This window comes from Macrococcus equipercicus, assembly GCF_024205945.1.
In the GTDB taxonomy this organism is placed as follows: Bacteria; Bacillota; Bacilli; order Staphylococcales; family Staphylococcaceae; genus Macrococcus; species Macrococcus equipercicus.
Window position 1 is genome coordinate 1949981 of the sequence record NZ_CP073809.1, and the last position, 16549, is coordinate 1966529.

General features: G+C 49.5%; 22 protein-coding genes. 4 read left to right on the top strand and 18 right to left on the bottom strand.

The features are described from left to right. Positions 1 to 11 precede the first annotated feature (11 nt). Genes KFV11_RS10400 through KFV11_RS10410 form a run of 3 tightly spaced genes read right to left on the bottom strand, consistent with a single transcriptional unit; the run spans position 12 to position 2153 of the window. Positions 12 to 887 carry a TcaA NTF2-like domain-containing protein gene (locus KFV11_RS10400; protein WP_149459219.1) on the bottom strand — a complete coding sequence of 292 codons (876 nt, stop codon included), beginning with the start codon at positions 885 to 887 and terminating at the stop codon, positions 12 to 14. 16 nt (positions 888 to 903) lie between these two features. After that, positions 904 to 1152, bottom strand: coding sequence for a hypothetical protein (locus KFV11_RS10405; RefSeq protein WP_254249888.1), 249 nt, complete (start codon positions 1150 to 1152; stop codon positions 904 to 906). A 2-nt stretch (positions 1153 to 1154) separates the two neighbouring features. Continuing rightward, positions 1155 to 2153 carry a hypothetical protein gene (locus KFV11_RS10410; protein WP_254249889.1) on the bottom strand — a complete coding sequence of 333 codons (999 nt, stop codon included), beginning with the start codon at positions 2151 to 2153 and terminating at the stop codon, positions 1155 to 1157. Positions 2154 to 2318: 165 nt separating this feature from the next. Here KFV11_RS10410 and KFV11_RS10415 point away from each other — a divergent pair, with 165 nt between their 5' ends. Next, on the top strand, positions 2319 to 3473 hold the full coding sequence (locus tag KFV11_RS10415; protein WP_254249890.1) for an MFS transporter: 1155 nt from the start codon (positions 2319 to 2321) through the stop codon (positions 3471 to 3473). Positions 3474 to 3477: 4 nt separating this feature from the next. Here the strand turns inward: KFV11_RS10415 and KFV11_RS10420 are convergent, their stop codons facing one another. Further along, the gene (locus KFV11_RS10420; RefSeq protein WP_254249891.1) at positions 3478 to 4473 is read right to left on the bottom strand and encodes an aldose epimerase family protein; all 996 of its coding nucleotides are present in this window, start codon (positions 4471 to 4473) and stop codon (positions 3478 to 3480) included. A gap of 254 nt (positions 4474 to 4727) precedes the next feature. On the opposite strand from KFV11_RS10420, the gene KFV11_RS10425 reads away from it, so the two are divergent. Then, positions 4728 to 5012, top strand: a complete 285-nt coding sequence (locus KFV11_RS10425; RefSeq protein WP_149459224.1) for a hypothetical protein — start codon at positions 4728 to 4730, stop codon at positions 5010 to 5012. Positions 5013 to 5040: 28 nt separating this feature from the next. On the opposite strand, the gene KFV11_RS10430 is transcribed toward KFV11_RS10425, so the two are convergent. Further along, entirely contained in the window at positions 5041 to 5325 is a 285-nt protein-coding gene (locus tag KFV11_RS10430) for a hypothetical protein (protein ID WP_149459225.1), read from the bottom strand. A gap of 158 nt (positions 5326 to 5483) precedes the next feature. Between KFV11_RS10430 and KFV11_RS10435 the strand changes: the two genes are divergently transcribed. After that, entirely contained in the window at positions 5484 to 5729 is a 246-nt protein-coding gene (locus KFV11_RS10435) for a helix-turn-helix domain-containing protein (protein WP_149459226.1), read from the top strand. Between the two features lie 35 nt (positions 5730 to 5764). On the opposite strand, the gene KFV11_RS10440 is transcribed toward KFV11_RS10435, so the two are convergent. The 10 genes from KFV11_RS10440 to KFV11_RS10485 all read right to left on the bottom strand — a co-directional run bounded on the left by KFV11_RS10440 (position 5765) and on the right by KFV11_RS10485 (position 13194). Further along, a complete protein-coding gene (locus KFV11_RS10440) occupies positions 5765 to 6019 on the bottom strand; it encodes a hypothetical protein (RefSeq protein WP_149459227.1) in 255 nt (84 codons plus the stop codon). Between the two features lie 78 nt (positions 6020 to 6097). Next, entirely contained in the window at positions 6098 to 6577 is a 480-nt protein-coding gene (locus tag KFV11_RS10445; RefSeq protein ID WP_149459228.1) for a glutathione peroxidase, read from the bottom strand. Positions 6578 to 6675: 98 nt separating this feature from the next. Beyond that, positions 6676 to 7746 carry a hypothetical protein gene (locus KFV11_RS10450; protein WP_254249892.1) on the bottom strand — a complete coding sequence of 357 codons (1071 nt, stop codon included), beginning with the start codon at positions 7744 to 7746 and terminating at the stop codon, positions 6676 to 6678. A gap of 106 nt (positions 7747 to 7852) precedes the next feature. After that, positions 7853 to 8479, bottom strand: coding sequence for a YczE/YyaS/YitT family protein (locus tag KFV11_RS10455; RefSeq protein WP_149459230.1), 627 nt, complete (start codon positions 8477 to 8479; stop codon positions 7853 to 7855). Positions 8480 to 8525: 46 nt separating this feature from the next. Next, on the bottom strand, positions 8526 to 9269 hold the full coding sequence (locus KFV11_RS10460) for a class I SAM-dependent methyltransferase (RefSeq protein ID WP_149459231.1): 744 nt from the start codon (positions 9267 to 9269) through the stop codon (positions 8526 to 8528). A 79-nt stretch (positions 9270 to 9348) separates the two neighbouring features. Continuing rightward, positions 9349 to 10122: an alpha/beta fold hydrolase gene (locus KFV11_RS10465; protein WP_254249893.1), complete on the bottom strand. Its 774-nt coding sequence runs from the start codon at positions 10120 to 10122 to the stop codon at positions 9349 to 9351. A gap of 126 nt (positions 10123 to 10248) precedes the next feature. After that, positions 10249 to 10839, bottom strand: coding sequence for a hypothetical protein (locus tag KFV11_RS10470; protein WP_254249894.1), 591 nt, complete (start codon positions 10837 to 10839; stop codon positions 10249 to 10251). A gap of 144 nt (positions 10840 to 10983) precedes the next feature. After that, positions 10984 to 11775 (bottom strand): alpha/beta fold hydrolase, encoded by a 792-nt coding sequence (locus tag KFV11_RS10475; RefSeq protein WP_254249895.1) that lies wholly within the window; start codon positions 11773 to 11775, stop codon positions 10984 to 10986. Between the two features lie 9 nt (positions 11776 to 11784). Continuing rightward, entirely contained in the window at positions 11785 to 12498 is a 714-nt protein-coding gene (locus tag KFV11_RS10480; protein ID WP_254249896.1) for a hypothetical protein, read from the bottom strand. 27 nt (positions 12499 to 12525) lie between these two features. Further along, positions 12526 to 13194 carry an HAD family hydrolase gene (locus KFV11_RS10485; RefSeq protein ID WP_254249897.1) on the bottom strand — a complete coding sequence of 223 codons (669 nt, stop codon included), beginning with the start codon at positions 13192 to 13194 and terminating at the stop codon, positions 12526 to 12528. 80 nt (positions 13195 to 13274) lie between these two features. Between KFV11_RS10485 and KFV11_RS10490 the strand changes: the two genes are divergently transcribed. Continuing rightward, complete coding sequence (locus KFV11_RS10490; protein ID WP_254249898.1) at positions 13275 to 13781, top strand: NUDIX hydrolase; 507 nt, start codon at positions 13275 to 13277, stop codon at positions 13779 to 13781. Here the strand turns inward: KFV11_RS10490 and KFV11_RS10495 are convergent. Genes KFV11_RS10495 through KFV11_RS10505 form a run of 3 tightly spaced genes read right to left on the bottom strand, consistent with a single transcriptional unit; the run spans position 13778 to position 16496 of the window. Beyond that, entirely contained in the window at positions 13778 to 14698 is a 921-nt protein-coding gene (locus tag KFV11_RS10495) for a magnesium transporter CorA family protein (RefSeq protein ID WP_149459238.1), read from the bottom strand. The genes KFV11_RS10490 and KFV11_RS10495 overlap by 4 nt on opposite strands. A 15-nt stretch (positions 14699 to 14713) precedes the next feature. After that, positions 14714 to 15700, bottom strand: coding sequence for a FecCD family ABC transporter permease (locus tag KFV11_RS10500; protein WP_254249899.1), 987 nt, complete (start codon positions 15698 to 15700; stop codon positions 14714 to 14716). Next, positions 15654 to 16496, bottom strand: a complete 843-nt coding sequence (locus KFV11_RS10505) for an ABC transporter substrate-binding protein (RefSeq protein WP_254249900.1) — start codon at positions 16494 to 16496, stop codon at positions 15654 to 15656. The genes KFV11_RS10500 and KFV11_RS10505 overlap by 47 nt, the downstream gene beginning before the upstream one ends. Positions 16497 to 16549: the final 53 nt, after the last annotated feature.

Sequence of the window (16549 nt, forward strand, 5' to 3'; positions counted from 1 at the left end):
ACTCTTCTTTGTTATTCAGCGATAATTTCGTGAGAATGCAGATAAACTTTGAACGACTGCACCAGCTGGTTACCAGCTGTGGCCTGGACTGCATAGTATTTACCGCCGGCATCTGCTGCCGGCTGACTGTCGTGATAAGTGAAAGTGACAGCAGTCCCTTGTGCCTGTTCGACACGCGTCCGGTAAGTACGGTCGACGAGTGCGACTGCTTCCTGCACGGTCATCGGACCGGCCACTTGCGCGGCACTTTTCTCCGCCTGGATCGCCAGTGAATCTTTAATGGCACAGTTCAGGCAGTCAGTAAGCGCCGACTGCGGAAGTCTGCCTGACGTGACAAGCTTGTTGTACGACTGCTTAAGTTCATGCTCCGTCAGTCCGCTGCACTGCGACTTCAGGCCGCTCATGACACAAGTTTCGGCATCACTTTTACTGACCTGGACGGAGCTGTCGTTGAAATCAGTGATCCGCATCTGACGCGCCGCCTTGTCATAGCGCATGTCGAATACAGTCACGACTGTCGTCAGCTGCTCTTTTGTTGCACGGGATGACATGATGCGGGTGACGACAGCTTCAGTCGCTGTCCCTTTCACCGAGACTTTATCGATCGTTACACGCTTAATCGTGTAATGGTCAAAGCGGTCGGTCGCCATCGTCTGCTTAATATACTCGGCCGCTTTAGACTGCGGCTGAATATAGCGTTCGATACGCTTGTAATCTTTAGCGTTAAGGGCCGCGGGCAGCACTTTAAAGTAGGCGGTCAGCTGCTGCTTCGTCAGCGCGCCGTAGTCCGGCGCTTCCTGCACTGATGCGACATGGTCCGGCTGGACATTGGTCTTATTGCCGCATGCTGCAAGCAGCAGTACTAACAGTATACTGAGTCGTTTCATCTGATTTTCCTCATCTCTAGTATCGTTTCTGCGTGACTCTGCCCGCTATCAGCACACTAATTAAAGCGGCTAAGACAATGAGCGTCCACGGGCTGAGCAATTGAGCGGCAGCTGAACGGTAGTCCATATGGTACCACGTCACTCTCAGCACGACGAGCAGCACGCGGTGCAGCAGCATCAGGCCGAGCAGTGCGGCTATCGTCAGACCGCGTCTTGCGATGTAGAGCACGCCGGCAATGAATAATATGGTCAGCAGCAGTTCCATCGTCAGTTCTGTCTGAAGACGTCGAAGTTAATGACCTTCTTCTCTTTCTCTTCTTCTTCGACTTTCTCGCGTTCATCGGCGGCCACCTTCACTTCTTCTACGGTCATGCCGCCGTATATCCAGAGGCGTGTTGTCTCAAGCGTCTTCATGTATAATGACTCAAACGTCTCAAACGCCTCGTCTGATAAGCTGCCGGCGAATAAATCAATCAGCTCCTCCATCGTCACGTTGGCATCATTGCTCGCGACGATCAGGAAGACTGCTGTATCCATGACTTCCTCGCGGTTATCTTCTTCCGTATGCAACGCGATGAAGTCGAGCAGATTCTGCATGGCAGGCGTATGGCGGTGATGGTCCGGCCGTGAAAACTGCGCGAGTTCTTCGAGTGTCGCCGGCTCGTAGTAATAGTTCGGTGAATAAGCCGGTGTCTCCTGACCGTCGTAGCTGTCATAGATCGCAGGCATCATCACGATATCGTTCACGCGCTTCAAGCCGAGAATCGTCATCCACTCGTCCAGCTTATCGACCGGCAGCGGCTCCTCGAAGTAAGTGCGATAGAGCTTCGCGATATGCTGCTCGTGCACATAGCCGTATAAGAAGATAATACCTGTAATGAATGCCTTCTCCTGGTCGACCTGCGTGCGGCGTGCGGCAATCGCGCTCTTGTCGAGCGCCTTGACGGCATCGACCAGGTCATGCGGAATCATCAGCCCTTTCCTGCTTTCGAACATCATTAAGAACTGCAGCGTGAACAGCATGCGTTCTGCCGGCAGCGGCACAAAGTCATGCCCCTGATTCACGGCATTCATGTACAGCTGATACTCATCTTCCGGCATCATTGTCAGCATCTGCGTCATATAGTCCTCAGACAGCACAAGCTGGCGGATGGATTCAATCAGTTCAATGCGGTGCACATCGGTAGTATCTTCATCAATCAGATGGCTGTATATAAATCTTAAATCCTGGTCGCTTAAATTCATCAATGCTTCTCTATAATCCATGGCAATCATTCCCGTTCCTATATTTTGTTTTCATTATATGTTAATTGCGCACGAGACACAAAGAAAGTTCAAGAATATTTTGTATTTCATAGTTCCGGCCGGGACCACTTCCTTGACGAAGCCGTGCGATTTGTCATACTAGTAGTAAAGCTTAAGGAGGCTGCTATGACTAAGAATATAACACTCAGCATTTTGCTCGCCATCATGTTCATCATCTTTCTCGGCATCGGTCTCGTCATACCAGTGCTGCCGACGATTATGAATGAACTGCATATCAGCGGCTCGGTCGTCGGTTATTTGACGGCTTCATTCGCGCTGACGCAGCTCATCTTCTCGCCGGTTACAGGGAAGCTCGTGGACCGGCTCGGCCGGAAAGTCATCATTGTCGTCGGTCTCATTGTCTTCAGCGTATCTGAGCTGCTCTTCGGCCTCGGCAGAGCGACAGAATGGCTCTTTCTCTCACGTATACTCGGCGGCTTGAGTGCGGCACTCGTCATGCCGGCAGTGACTGCGTTCATTGCAGATGTCACAAGCATTCAGACACGCGCCAAGGCAATCGGCTATATGTCAGCGGCCATCAGCACGGGGCTGATCATCGGTCCCGGTATCGGCGGCTTCCTGGCAGGCTTCGGCTCCTGCGTCCCGTTTTTCGCGGCGTCAGTCATCGCCCTGCTCATTGCCGTCACGGCGCTGCTGGCACTGCAGGAACCTGAGCGGCAGGCGAAGACAACGCCAGGCGGTGAGAACAGTTCGCGGAAGTTACTGCAGCCGATGTTTCTCTATGCGTTTATCGTCATACTGATCTCATCATTCGGCCTCGCTGCCTTCGAGTCGTTCTTCAGCCTGTATACCAATCATAAGTTCGGCTTCACACCGTTTGATATCGCGGTTGCCATTACCGGCGGCGCGGTCGTCGGTGCAGCGGCACAGATTCTGCTGTTTGAACGGCTCACCCGCAAGATCGGTGAGATCAGCATCGTCCGCTGGTCCATCGCTGTCTCCATCGCCCTCGTCGTGATGATGACAGTCGTCACAACATACTGGATGATCATGCTTGTGACGTTCACCGTGTTCATCGGCTTCGACTTGATCCGTCCCGCGGTCACGACTTATTTGTCGCGTATCGCAGGTGACGAGCAGGGCTTTGTCGGCGGGATGAATTCCTTCTTCACGTCGTTTGCCAACGTGCTTGGACCAGTGATCGGCGGCATTCTCTTCGACATCGACTTGAACTATCCGTTCTATTTCAGCGCGCTTGTCTTAGTCGCTGCGCTTGCCGTCACTTTTTTCTGGCACAAAGAAAAACCAGCTGTCTCGTAGCTGGTTATTTTTCTATACTGAAATAATAGCTGGTTGATGACTGGAACGTCTCTGAGCCGAGTACTCTCACTTCACCGAGCTCAGGCTTGTTGATGGCGTCCGGCAGCACCTGCGTCTCAAGTGCGATAGCTGCACCGTCTCCGACATGAAAACCGTCTGACGCTGTAAAGTCGACGCCGCCTGCAGAATAGACGATGACTGCCGGACGGTCTGTCTTAATATCAAGCCTGCGCCCGGAGTCATCGTCCCGGAGCGTGATGCGTACGTCATCCGGGTCACCGGCGAGCACGTATGGTGTGTCGAGCCCTGCCGCCACGCGCTGCTCAGTGCTGTAATCGACGTCTGGTACTAGCAGACGTCCCGTCGGAATAAGTTCGTCATCAGTCTCAGCAACCTGCTGACTGTTAATGGTCAATAACTGCCCCGTGACGTCACCTGTCATACCGTTCAAGTTGAAGTAGCTGTGATTCGACGGATTGAACAGTGTGTCTTCATCGGTCACTGCCTGATAATGCACGGTCCAGGCGTTTTGGTCATTGACCGTATGCGTCACCTGCACCCGCATATTGCCCGGGTAATGATCTTCTGCCGACTTCACTTCTGTCGTCATGATCAGCGCAATTTCACTGCCGTCTTCACGGACGCTGACTTCCGTGTCATAGACGCGGTAGCTCATCGTGCCGCCGCCGTGCAGGTGATGGTCACCTAAATTTTTAGCCAGATGATACGTCTCCCCGTTCAATTCAAATGTGCCGTGCGCGATTCTGCCGGCGACACGGCCGAGTGTCATACCGTAGAAGCCGCCGCTCTCCACATAGTCGGCAGCTGTCGAAAAGCCGATGACGACGTTCTTCTTCCTTCCTTCTTTGTCAGGCATCATGACACTATGAAGCGCGGCACCGAAATCAAGAAACGCGAACACCATGTCGTCTGTCGTTATCGTGTACTTCTTAACCTCGCGTCCATGATATTCATCGAATCGCTCTGTTGTTACTTTCACCGCTATCTCCCCCTTATATCGTATCCATCATCTTTTACCCTGTTTTCGTGATCTGTGACGACCAGCGTCATATGGACTGGTAATATAATGTAAATTAATTATTTTCATATAGATAAAAAATGCATTTGAGCATATTATTTTTTAACGTATGTGTTTGGATATAAGTCTTCAGCCCGCCAATAGTTTTTATATTATTATAAGGCTTTTCGTGTTATTCTTACTTAAGTAAAACATTGTCCAGGAGGTTAAATCTTATGGAGATAGCGCGCGATATAGAGATTTTTGATTACCTCGGCAACCGCTGGGTATGTTCCATATACAATAACGATGATTACAGAAATGCCCCGTCTTTCATGCGCTTACGCTGCAGGCGACTCGGCTTCGACAAAATACTTGAAAGTCTGAACAACGACCAGACATTGATCAAAGTATTGAAGTTCATTACATTTTACAATTACTCAGCTGTCGAAGTCGGAAAAGACCCGATAAAAATGGATGCCGATGCGATTATTCATATCAGCGACGAGCCTGTCCTGTAATCCATCATGTTTGAACATGCCTGCTGACTTACCTTAAGCCCGGAAATAACAGCACGATGACGAAGAGCAGCACCATGATAGCAATACTTGCATAGCCGAACAGGCGGTCACGCGCTGTTACAACGACCGGTAATGCTGCTGCACGATATTTCTTGTTTTTGAAGCGGTTGACGACAACGAGCAGCAGCATTAAAATCATCAATGCTGATATCGCCAGTGAATCCCAGCCCGCGAACTTCAATCCGAGCACAAGCACTGTACTGAGCAGCAGGGCGACAATATTTGAATAATCGAGAATCGTTAATAACTTCATAGTTCCACTCCACTTCACTGATTTCATCATTAGTATACGGGATAACTGAAATTTTCGCTAATATGCATTAATACATAGGTAATATTCAAATTTCTCAATGACACGACATTTTAATAGCAACGTTCAGCCTCATGTGATTAAATTTATTTAATATTAACATGAAAGAGCGTGAGCGAATGAATGAGCTTCAGACACCTGACTTAAAATACAGCGTCCATGTATGCACACTGCTCGGCAAGCTGCGTGTCCTTGCCGGCTATTCCATTAAAGAAGCGGCAGACTTTGCCGGACTGACTGACAAAGAACTCACTGACATGGAAAGCGGCCACTCTGCCGCCGATGATGATCTCATCGATTCATTATGCCAGTTATACGGCGTCGATACGAGAAAGCTTGCTGCATAACAAAAGCTGGCCCCACTTTGTGGGGCCAGCTTTTGTTAACTCGAATAGAGGATCATGAACAGCACTAATATGATTGCATCAAATATATGACGGCTGCGATTTTCTCTCAGGCGGTTCCGGTCCAGGCTATCAAGCAGCCCTACAATGAGTAGAGCGGCAAGTGCCAGAATAATATACAGTCCGATATTCAGAGGCGTGAACCAGCGCGCTAAAATCATCATGATCACAGCAATGTTAAGGACACGGTACACCGTTCCCCATATAGGTCTATTGTTTGTTTCTCTGCTCATTTAAATCTCCTTCATGACGCTCAACTTCTACTTACTAGTTTACATATAATCAAGAAGAAATATAAGGGAATTGACTTATTAAGCTTCGAGATATTTTTCGATATCGCCTTTCAGCTTGCCAGGCTCTGTCTGCGGCGCATAACGCTCAACGACATTGCCTTCTTTGTCGACAAGAAACTTAGTGAAGTTCCATTTGACGGCGCTGCCGAGCAGACCTTTCGTCTCACTCTTCAAGTATTTGAACAGCGGATGTGTATTGTCGCCGTTGACATCAATCTTCTCATGCATCGGGAAAGTCACCCCGTAGTTCAGACGGCATGCCGCCTCTGCCTCTTCCGCAGTACCCGGCTCCTGATTCGCAAACTGGTTGCACGGGAAACCAAGAACAACAAGACCGCGGTCTTTATACTCCTGATATAACTGCTCAAGCCCATCGAACTGCCCTGTCAAACCGCATTTGCTCGCTGTATTGACGATGAGCAGCACATGCCCCCGATATTTATCCAGCTTGTAACTGTCATTTTTGCTGTCCGTCGCTTCAAATTGATAAACTGACATAGCTACCTCTCCTCTATCTTCATTTTTATTACTCCTCTATTATAGCGATTTGATAGCGGGAATAATAATATATTGATTAAGAGGTAAGTTTGAACCCGTTATTTCCTGAACCTGCTGACATTCATGTTCTTTCTGCGTTTCTTTGATTTCTTCTTCACTTGTTTGTTGATGACCCGCATCGGTGCTGTGCGTCTACTGCCTTCTGCTGCTGCGATTTCCAGCATTTGATGGCCGCCGAGATGCCAGTTGCGGACCGTTCTGAACGCCGCGATTAAATACAGCTCTGTCGGCTGCTGCGGCACAGATGCCAGTATCCCTTCCTGCTCAAGATCGGTGATGATGTTCATCAAGTGTTTCGGATGATCCATCATCTTCATCATGACGATGACAGAATCTATTAAGTCTTTCCGGCGCAGCGGTGTCGTCAAGTACTGCTCCAGATGGTCAAGCAGCGTTGTCAGCTCACGTGTCTCCGGATGATATTCAAACGCAAAGTACTGCTGGAACTCGTCCCACGTGTCCGGCATGTAATACGTCCGCTCGGTATCCACGCCCTGCCCGCTGAACATGCTCTCAGACATCAATGGGTTGAGCACAAAGCCGTCTTTCAGCGTCGCAACGCCTGCCAGTTCGCGCTCCAGGTCAGCAGCCGTCATCTCGATGTTCAAGTATTTCTTCAGCACTGCCGCATAGTGGTCGAGTGAGAAGTAGCCGTACAGATTGACCGCACTGACCAATGCCTTCACTTCATCGTCCTGACCTTCTGTGCCGCTTCTCTCAACGACATACGCTCTTAAGTATTCTTTGACGTCTGACGGCATGAAGGCATAGCCGCTTCCTGAGAAGATCAGGTGATGCGGTGCCAGCTCTGCATCGAATGCTTCCGCATAATGGTCTGATATCAGCAGATGATTGAGGACGTTATACTCTTCCACTGCCATGTCGTCGAACATTTTGTCCGCCGCTGCGTTGTCTTTGAACACGAAGTCATTGATCAGCGCAACAAGCGCCTCTTTATTTTTGCCGGAATAGCCTTTAATGCCGAAGAACCGGCATATTTCTTTCAATGAGTCGTTTTTCTGCTTCGTTAAATAGTAAGCGAGCGGACGTTCGAACTTCCGGATCTGTTCTATGTCCATCGCTGTTAAATCTAATTCTTTATCAAACATTCTGCACCTCAATCAGCTTATCGCTTATATAAATTTTAAGATATACTGTTGTATTCAGTTATTAATTGTAACACACATAAAAAGACGAAGTCACATCGACTTCGTTTCATTGTGCGTGTTCTGCTTTCACCCATATTTCCAGCAGCTTCCGTGTATAGGGCAGCCAGAGCTGGATGAACGGGCCGAGCATGAAGGTGATGATGATCGTGCCGACTGACACTGGTCCGCCGAGCAGCCAGCCGATGAGCAGGACGACAAGCTCCATGATCGTACGGGCGGTCTTCAAGTCAAAGCGCGTTCTCTCAATGAGCAGCAGCATGAACGTATCGCGCGGTCCTGCTCCGAGCTGCGGTGTAATATAGAGCGCGATGCCGAACGTCATGATGACAATGCCCGCTGTATAAGTCATGAGCTGAGCGGCAAAGCTGTGGGCGTCCGGCAGCAGACCATTGAATATATCGATAAACGTCCCGATGGTCAGCATGTTGACAAAGACGCCGACCCGCGGATACTGACGCGTGATGAGAATCGTCAGCAGCACAACGACAATCCCCATCAGAATGCTCCACAGCCCGATCGACAGTCCGAACTGCTTCCACAATCCGTAGTGCAGCACATCCCAGCTGCTCAGTCCGAACTGCTTCCCTCTCAGCATCAAGGCGATGCCGAGCCCGATAATCGCAAGGCCCGTGACAAAAAACGTCCATCTGATGCCGTATTGTCCTCTATACATTGTCCTACCCCTTTTCTTCTCATAAAAAAACTGCCTGTCCGGCAGTCTACTTGCGTCTGGCAGCAATAATCAGCATCATCGGACGCCTCAGCTCATCCTTCATATCCGGGTTCTCATTGATGAGCCGCTCTGACGGCACAGGTTCATCAATCCCTTTAATGACAAAGTTATGGTCGATCAGCACGCTCAAGTAATGCGTCATGGTCTTATGGTATTTAGTGAGCGGCTCACCGAGGAAATTCGTCTGCCGCTCGCCTTCCCGGTGGTAGTTATCCACCGGCCAGCTCACTTTATTGCCGGCCTCATCGTACAGCCAGTCCTGTGAGCCGTGCGCCGTGAAGATCGGATGTTCCACGCTGAAGACAAACGTCCCGTTGATCGTCAGCACATCTTTCACTGCTTCAACGACGTCGCTGAAACTCGGGAGATAATGCAGGGCAAGGCTGCTCATGACAACGTCAAACTCATGCGCTTCAAAGTTCAGCGGCTCCAGGTCATCAAGACTCCCTTGAATGTAAGTCACCTGATCTGCATGCGGCTGCTGCTTCGCCCGCTCGAGCATCTTCTCGGAAATATCGATGCCGACGACGCGCTCAGCTCCTTGTTCGACCGCATATTCACAGTGCCAGCCGTAACCGCAGCCGAGATCAAGGACATGTGCACCGTGTAACTCAGGTATCATCTTCTTGAATGCTTCCCATTCCCCTGCTGCTTCCAGCCCTTTTTGAGACCGCTGCATTTCACCGTAGTTGTCAAATATCGTACTGTCGTCATAATAATTGTTAGCCATCGCCTTAGTCTCCTTCAATCGACTTAACTCATATATACCACAAAAAACCTTTCCAATCCAGAAAGGCTCTCCCAGTGAATTAACTCAAAAAGCGGATGACCGTGTCATTAAACCGCGCGTGTTCTTCTACGAGCGGTGCATGGCCGGAGTGTTGAAACTCAAGCAGGAAGCTCCGTTTGACTTCATGTTCAATCGCTTCGCTCTCTTCCGGCGGATTCAAGCCGTCATGCTCACCGACGATGAGCAGCACTTCCTTATCGATGAACTTCAGCTCATCTCTGTAATCAAAGTTAGCCATGCTGCGTGAGGCGATCGCTTCTTCGTTCGAAGTCATCGTCGCATAGTCTTTAACTTTCAGCAGCCAGTCGTCTACGATATCAGTATTATGATAAATATAAGGATGCAGCTTATCCAGCACCTGCTCTTTAGTCAGCCCTTTAATCTCATGCCGGTGCTTTATCATCAGCCGGGCATAAGAACTGACCTCACCATGTCCTTTACCGCCGACTAGAATTAATTTATTCACGTATTCAGGATATTGGATCGCAAATCCAAGCGCAATATACGCCCCTAATGAGAAGCCGAGTATATTCGCCCGTTTGAGCTTCAAATGCTGCATTAAACGAAAACAGTCATCAATATGATTATCCATTGTGTAGTTAAGGGGTCTGTCCGATCTGCCGTGACCTCTAAGATCATAAGTGATCACCTGATAATGCTTACTCAATTCTTCGACGTTGTGATAAAACATTTCAAGGTTGCCGTTGATTCCATGAATAAGTATAAGAGGTTCTCCGTGACCGGTTACTTCATAGGCAATTGCTACAGACCCACCAGATTTAAAAGTAGTCATCGTCTGAGCCCTCCTTTAGTTAACACTACCCGATTTGCGGGATGTTTAACTAAAGAATATCATAAGTCATCCAAAATTAATTGATAACTTCGCAATAAAATGACGCGCCGGCCGCTTTTCATAATATTATTTGGTTGAATCATCCAGTGTATAAGTTTCTTTAATGACCGGCTGCTCTGACAGAGGAGCCGTCGTCTCTTCTGATGGTGCGTCAGCCAGTTCATAAATGGCAGCGTTCAAATAAGTATGGGCCGATACGAACTGCGAGAATCCTTCCTCCTTCAGTGCATCATCTTTCGTCTGAAGGCCGGTGACGACTTTATCGAGCGCGCTTAAATAGTTGGCGTTAGCTGCTCCGACATTGCCTTTCACTTCGGTCATCCGGCTCGAGGTCTGGAGTTTACTCTGCTTCTCGTTATAGGCCGCTATGTTTGCTTTCATCGTTTTGAAATAGGCGGTCGCGGTCTTTGTCGTCAAATCCGGACTCATCTCTTTGATCACTTCGTCTATTTCTGCTATATAGTAGAACGTCACCTGTCTATACTCGATGTCCTGCACCGTCCAGTTGTCGGCTGTCACTGCAGGGCGGTTCTTTGCGGCAGCGGTCAGGTGAATCAGCTCTGTCTTAGTCATGGTCTGCGGCTGTGGTTTTGTGTCTTTCGGCTCTGCTACTATTTTCCGGTCGTCACTGCATCCTGCCAGAACTATTATCAGCACGATAATCATTAATAGTTGATATCCAAGGCTTTTCAGTGCACTCCCTCATTTCTATCAGCTGTTTTATTGTTTTTTATGTAATTATTTTACAATAAAATACAGTGATTGTAAATCATTAATCACTGTAATAGAAATAATATGGAATTAAATGTCCAGCTCAGGTGCTAAAAATATTTTAACGTCCTGGACGAAACGGTCTTTTTCTTCGATCATCGGTGCATGACCGCTGTTTTCAAACAGCATGTAAGTAGCGTTCGGAATCTTTTCACTCAATGTCCGGCCGTGATCCGGACGGATGATATGGTCATGCTCACCGCTGACAACAAGCGCTGGTGCACTAATTAAATGCGACTGACTGAGCAGATCGACACCCTCTGTTGAATAGTTGACGGCTTTCCGCTCGAGGTTTGTCATTGTAGTCTCCGTATCCTTCAGCCGGCGCTTCCAGCGTTCAACTGTCTTCCGGTCATGGTACATGTACTGAGCCAGCAGCTTATCCTGATCCTTCTGCTTCATCGTCCGCAGCAAGTTGGCAAACTCCAGGTGGAACCGCTCCTCTGAATCATTGAACGGTTCGTTACCGACGCTGACCAGCACGAGCCGCTGCACAAGGTGGGGGTAGCGGATAGCGATGGCCTGTGCCACCATGCCGCCGAGTCCGTAGCCTAGAAAATGCGCTTTTTTGACGTAAAGTTCATCAAGCACTGACAATACATCTGAAATATAGTCATCAAGGTTAATATGCAGCGGCTTATCAGAATAACCGTGACCTCGTAAATCGATTTTGATGAGCTGATAATCCTCACCGAACTCCTGGTCAAATGTATCAAACATCGTTGAATTCATATACTGTCCGTGGAGGAGGACAAGCGGGTAACCCCTTCCCGACAGTTCGTAATAGATGGCCGTATCTTTCTCGCTAATCACTATATTCATAATATTCTCCTAATCTCTTGATATCTTTCCGAGTTCATAAACGTCAGAAGAGTCATCCAGCTGATAACTCTCCGTATATTCAACGACTTTGATTATGCAGTTCTGCCCGATACTGACCCGGTCACCACGCACAAGGTCGGCCACGACATTTTCAATGACAATATCGTTCCCTGCTATCTCTTTGACGACAAGTCGCGCATCATCGTCTTTAAAGAGCAGTGCTTCGCGCTGTGCTTTGACAGTGACATGTGCCGCATTGATGAAGTTGACTGTGCTGTTAAGTGCCGCTTTAATATGGACATCATCCCCGCTCAGCTGGTCAATTGTGAGCTTGCCGGAAGACTGGAATGTGGTCACTGCGGCAAAGCCTGCAGTCACGGTTCCTGATGCGTGCAGTGTGTCTGCCCGCAGGCTGCGGCCGAAGTCAAGCGTACCGTCATTATCGATAGTACGGGCGCTGACTTGGTCGCCTGCTTTGACAACGGCGTCTTGATGATTGGACAGCGCTTCAGTCTCAATAGTATCCATGACGTCAAGTATCCCTTTATTGCTGATGTACGGTGCATTCAGCCGCCCTTCAATGAACAAGTCACCAGCCGTGCCGAGCGTCAGTTCATTCGTCTCGACGCTAGACGTCAAATCTGCCCTCGCTTCCACGTTGATGCGTTCGAACACGCCGCCGGCCGCTGTGACCGGCTCTGTAACATGAAGCTTAGAATCCATTGAATCATCTCCTTCATCTTGCTGTAATCAGCTGTTTGCATGCAGTTCTTCCACTATATCAAGCAGCTCCATCAACCGGGTGATGCAGTAACCGGACGGCCGCTCGAAGTAGCCGTTGTCCTTGAAGACCGGAATCATCCCGAGTTCCCGGCTCGCCCGGACGTCATTATCAGGATGGTCGCCGACGAACATACAGTCTTCTGCACGCTCACCTAACTGGTCAAGCATCACCTCAAAAATCCGGGGCGACGGTTTTCGGTAGCCGACTTCCTCTGAAATGACAAAGCCGGTGACGAGCGTTTCCAGTCCGAGCACATCAATGATCATCGTCTGATGCTTTGTTGAGCCGTTAGTGATGATACCGAGCTTATAACCCCGCGCCTGCAGCCGGCGAAGTGTTTCCAGTGTATCGTCATAGCTGTAAGCAAAATGCGGGTATTTATCGTCGAAATCACGCAGCAGGTCAGACGGCTTAATATAACTGATGTCGAGAGCGGCGAATAACTGCTCGTATACTGCTGTTTTCGGCACGTAGCCATGGTCATCAAAGTCTATGAAATAATTGATGAAGTCAGCACGCTGGACATTCACCATATATTCATGATAACGCTCGTACTGGTCTTCCAGAAACATTTTGAGTGATTTGTCGCGGTCGAGCAGCGTTCCATCCAGATCAAATAAAACGGCATTCAGCATTGGTAACTCCTCCAATTTTTAATTCTTTTACCCGTTTTGCTAAAATAGTAACAGAACGCCCGCAGAAAGGAAGAGAAGCCATGCATAAAAAACAGCTTGCAAGCCATGACTACCGCATATTTAAAGTCCATACTGTTGAGCTTGAACTCAATCATCAGATGGGCACTTTCTACCAGGTGGACGCGCCTGACTGGGTCACGATTATCGCTGAGACGGCCGGCCGGTTCATCGTGGAATCACAGTTTCGCATCGGCATCGAAGCCGATGTGCTCGAATTTCCGGGCGGCGTCACCCTGCCCGGCGAAGACGTCATTGCAGCGGCCGTACGCGAACTGCAGGAAGAGACAGGCTACAGCGGGGACGGTCAAATTATCGGTGCCATGCATGCAAACCCTGCTTTTATGACCAATCGCTGTACGACCGTCCATATTCCAGAAGCAAGACAGACGAGCACGCCGTCACCTGAGCCATTCGAACACATCACCATTCAGCTCATGACGCTCCGCGAAATCGAGCAGGCAATCGCTGACGGCCGTTTTTCCAACGCGCTCCATATCGCGGCACTGCATCAGTGGCTCATGCGCTAGAAAAATTTCCTTCTTTTCTTAGTGTCCAGCAGGTCGCCCGTCCAGCCTTTGCCTTTCAAGTAGAAGTAAACAGCAAGCGTCACAGCCATAATGGACAAGAGCGCAATCAAATAGCCGTACTTCCAGTCAAGCTCCGGCATATTTTTGAAGTTCATCCCCCATATCGCTCCGAGCACGGTCGCCGGAGCGAACAGTGTTGTGAAGACCGTGAGTGTCTTTGAAATCTCATTGCCCCGGTATGATGAGACCAAGTTTTCAAAGTCAAGCAGCGCATCAATCTCCTGCTCGTAGGAGTCGATCAGAAATTTCGCCCGCTCTAAGCGCAGCTTCAGCTGGTTGAAGTATTTGTTATCCTGCAGCTCGCTGCAGAACGCTTCCTGAACGACCATGAAGATTTCAGTGATCGTCACGACCTGCGTCTTGCAGAGCAGCAGCTGGTGGTCTGCTTTGGCGACGGCGTCCATAATATTGATGTTGTTCCGCTCCTTGACTTCCCACAGTATGTCATGCAGCACATCTTCAAAACGGTCAATCTGTGCCATATATGTCGACGTCGCATGCTTTAAGATGACCATGAAGTTATCGATCGGTGACCGTCTGCTGTAATCGACGAGCAGTTCTTCGTCGGTCGTGTTCATCAGCCGGGCGACATCAAGATTGATCAGTATCAGTTCTTCTGCTGACAAGTAAAACTTAAACGCCTGATTGTCATGCTCCTCCTCGAGGCTCTGATAGTAGACGTAGTAACCCCACATATCACTGAAATCTTCTTCTGAATCAATTTTCACGATGTTCCGGTCAAAGCTCTCGAGGTCAGCGAATCGGGCCGTCCACGACTGTGCGTGCGGCTTTATCTGCTCTGCCTCAATAAAAAATTTTTCCCAGCTGCCTTTGCTATAACGGTATATTGTTTCCATGGATGGTTCCTCACTTTATTCAGTTTTGATAGTTGATGTTTTAATAGTCCGGATGGTGATGACGAGTAAGAGCGGCAGCCCGAGAAATGCCAGAATGATGCTGACCGGTATTTGCACGGGAGCCAGTATAACATTCCCCAGGAAATCCGAGAGAATGACTGTAACACTGCCGGCGAGCCCTGTCCAGATGAGCCTCACTGAGAAGCAGTCGGGCACACGCCACAGCTGCGGGACGAGCAGGCCGACGAAGCCGATAATCCCTGCCATGCTGATCAGCACGGCTGTCATGATTGACGCGACGGCAAGCACACTGTAGACGAATGTCGTCGTGCTGATACCGAGGCCTGTTGCCATCGTATCGCCGGTCGAGACGATGGCAACAGCACGGGCGTTGTAGAGCAGCCAGCTTGTACATAGCACAGCGACCGGCGTCAGCACGATAATGTCATGCCATTCCGCAGCGCCGACACTGCCGAATAAATAATTGAGCAGCGAGCGGGACTCGGCCGGCTTAAGCAGCACGAGCCCGTACAAGGCACTCGAGAAAAAGAAGTTGATAAACATGCCGAACAGCACCATCCCGGTCTGCTGATGGCCCTGGAACAACTGGTGGGTCAGCAGTATAACAAGCAGCAGCGTCAGCACGCTGAATGCAATGCTCGATAAGGCAGTCAAACTATAGAGGCCGAAGACGACCGCGACAGCACTGCCAAAGCTTGCGCCGCTTGCCAGACCGAGCGAAAAAGAATCCGCAAGCCGGTTATTGAAGATAGTCTGGAACACCATGCCGGTCACAGCGAGTATAAAACCTGCCAGCAGTCCGAGCAGCAGCCTCGGCAGCCGGATATCCAGCAGAATGGCCCGCTCGACGAGTCCATGAGGCAACGCGGGTCCGTTTGGTGTGATCAACAGCTGGAGCGCCGCCACTGCGACGAGCAGTGTGAGCAGGACAGCTTTACTTATCAGCGAGTACTGCCGCAAGTGCTTCCAGTCCTTTCGCAATTCTTGGACCCGGGCGTGACAGCAGGTCATCATTCAATGCATAGACACGCGATTTCTTGACCGCTGTAACTTGGCGGAACCCGCCGCGGCCGTCGACGGTTTTTCTGTAATCCGCTTCCTGCTGACCGCTTGTTGTGATTAAGATGTCAGGATTTTTGCGGACGATTGCTTCTTTTGATACCGGCTGCCAGCCTTCTATATCATGGAAGACATTTGTTGCATGCAGCGTCGTCAGCATATCGTCGAACAGCGTCCCGCGGCCGCCGGTATATATTTCAGGTTCCCCGGATACTTCCATAAAGACACGGCTGCCGGCTGCCGCTGGATATTTCCTGCTGACTTCTTTGATCTCCTTGTTGACTTCCGCCGACAGTTGTCTGCCTTCTTTAACGCGGTCTGTCGCTTTCGCAATCTGCATGAATGTGTCATCAATTTCTGTGAGACTCGTCGCATCTTTGACGTATATGACTTTGATGCCCTTTTGTTGCAGCGCTGATAAAATTTTCTCCTCTGCGGCTTTCGCGGATTCATGCGCGACAATCAGTGTCGGCTGTGCTTTAAGCAGCGCCTCCTTATTTAAGTTGAAACTATCGAACTGTTGTTTAGTCGCGACATCTTTCGGATAGTCATCGACCGTCGACACACCGATAATATTCCGGCCGAGGCCGAGGCGGTATAGTATTTCCGTATTGCTCGGCATGAGACTAATAATACGCATAGATTTTTCTGTTGTCGGCGCAGCAGCGTGCTGACATCCGGTCAGGACTAATAAAATAATTAACAGTAGTTTTTTCATAACGACCTCCTTTTTCTTCATTATAGCGAAGAAGAAAGAAATTGCATCACAAG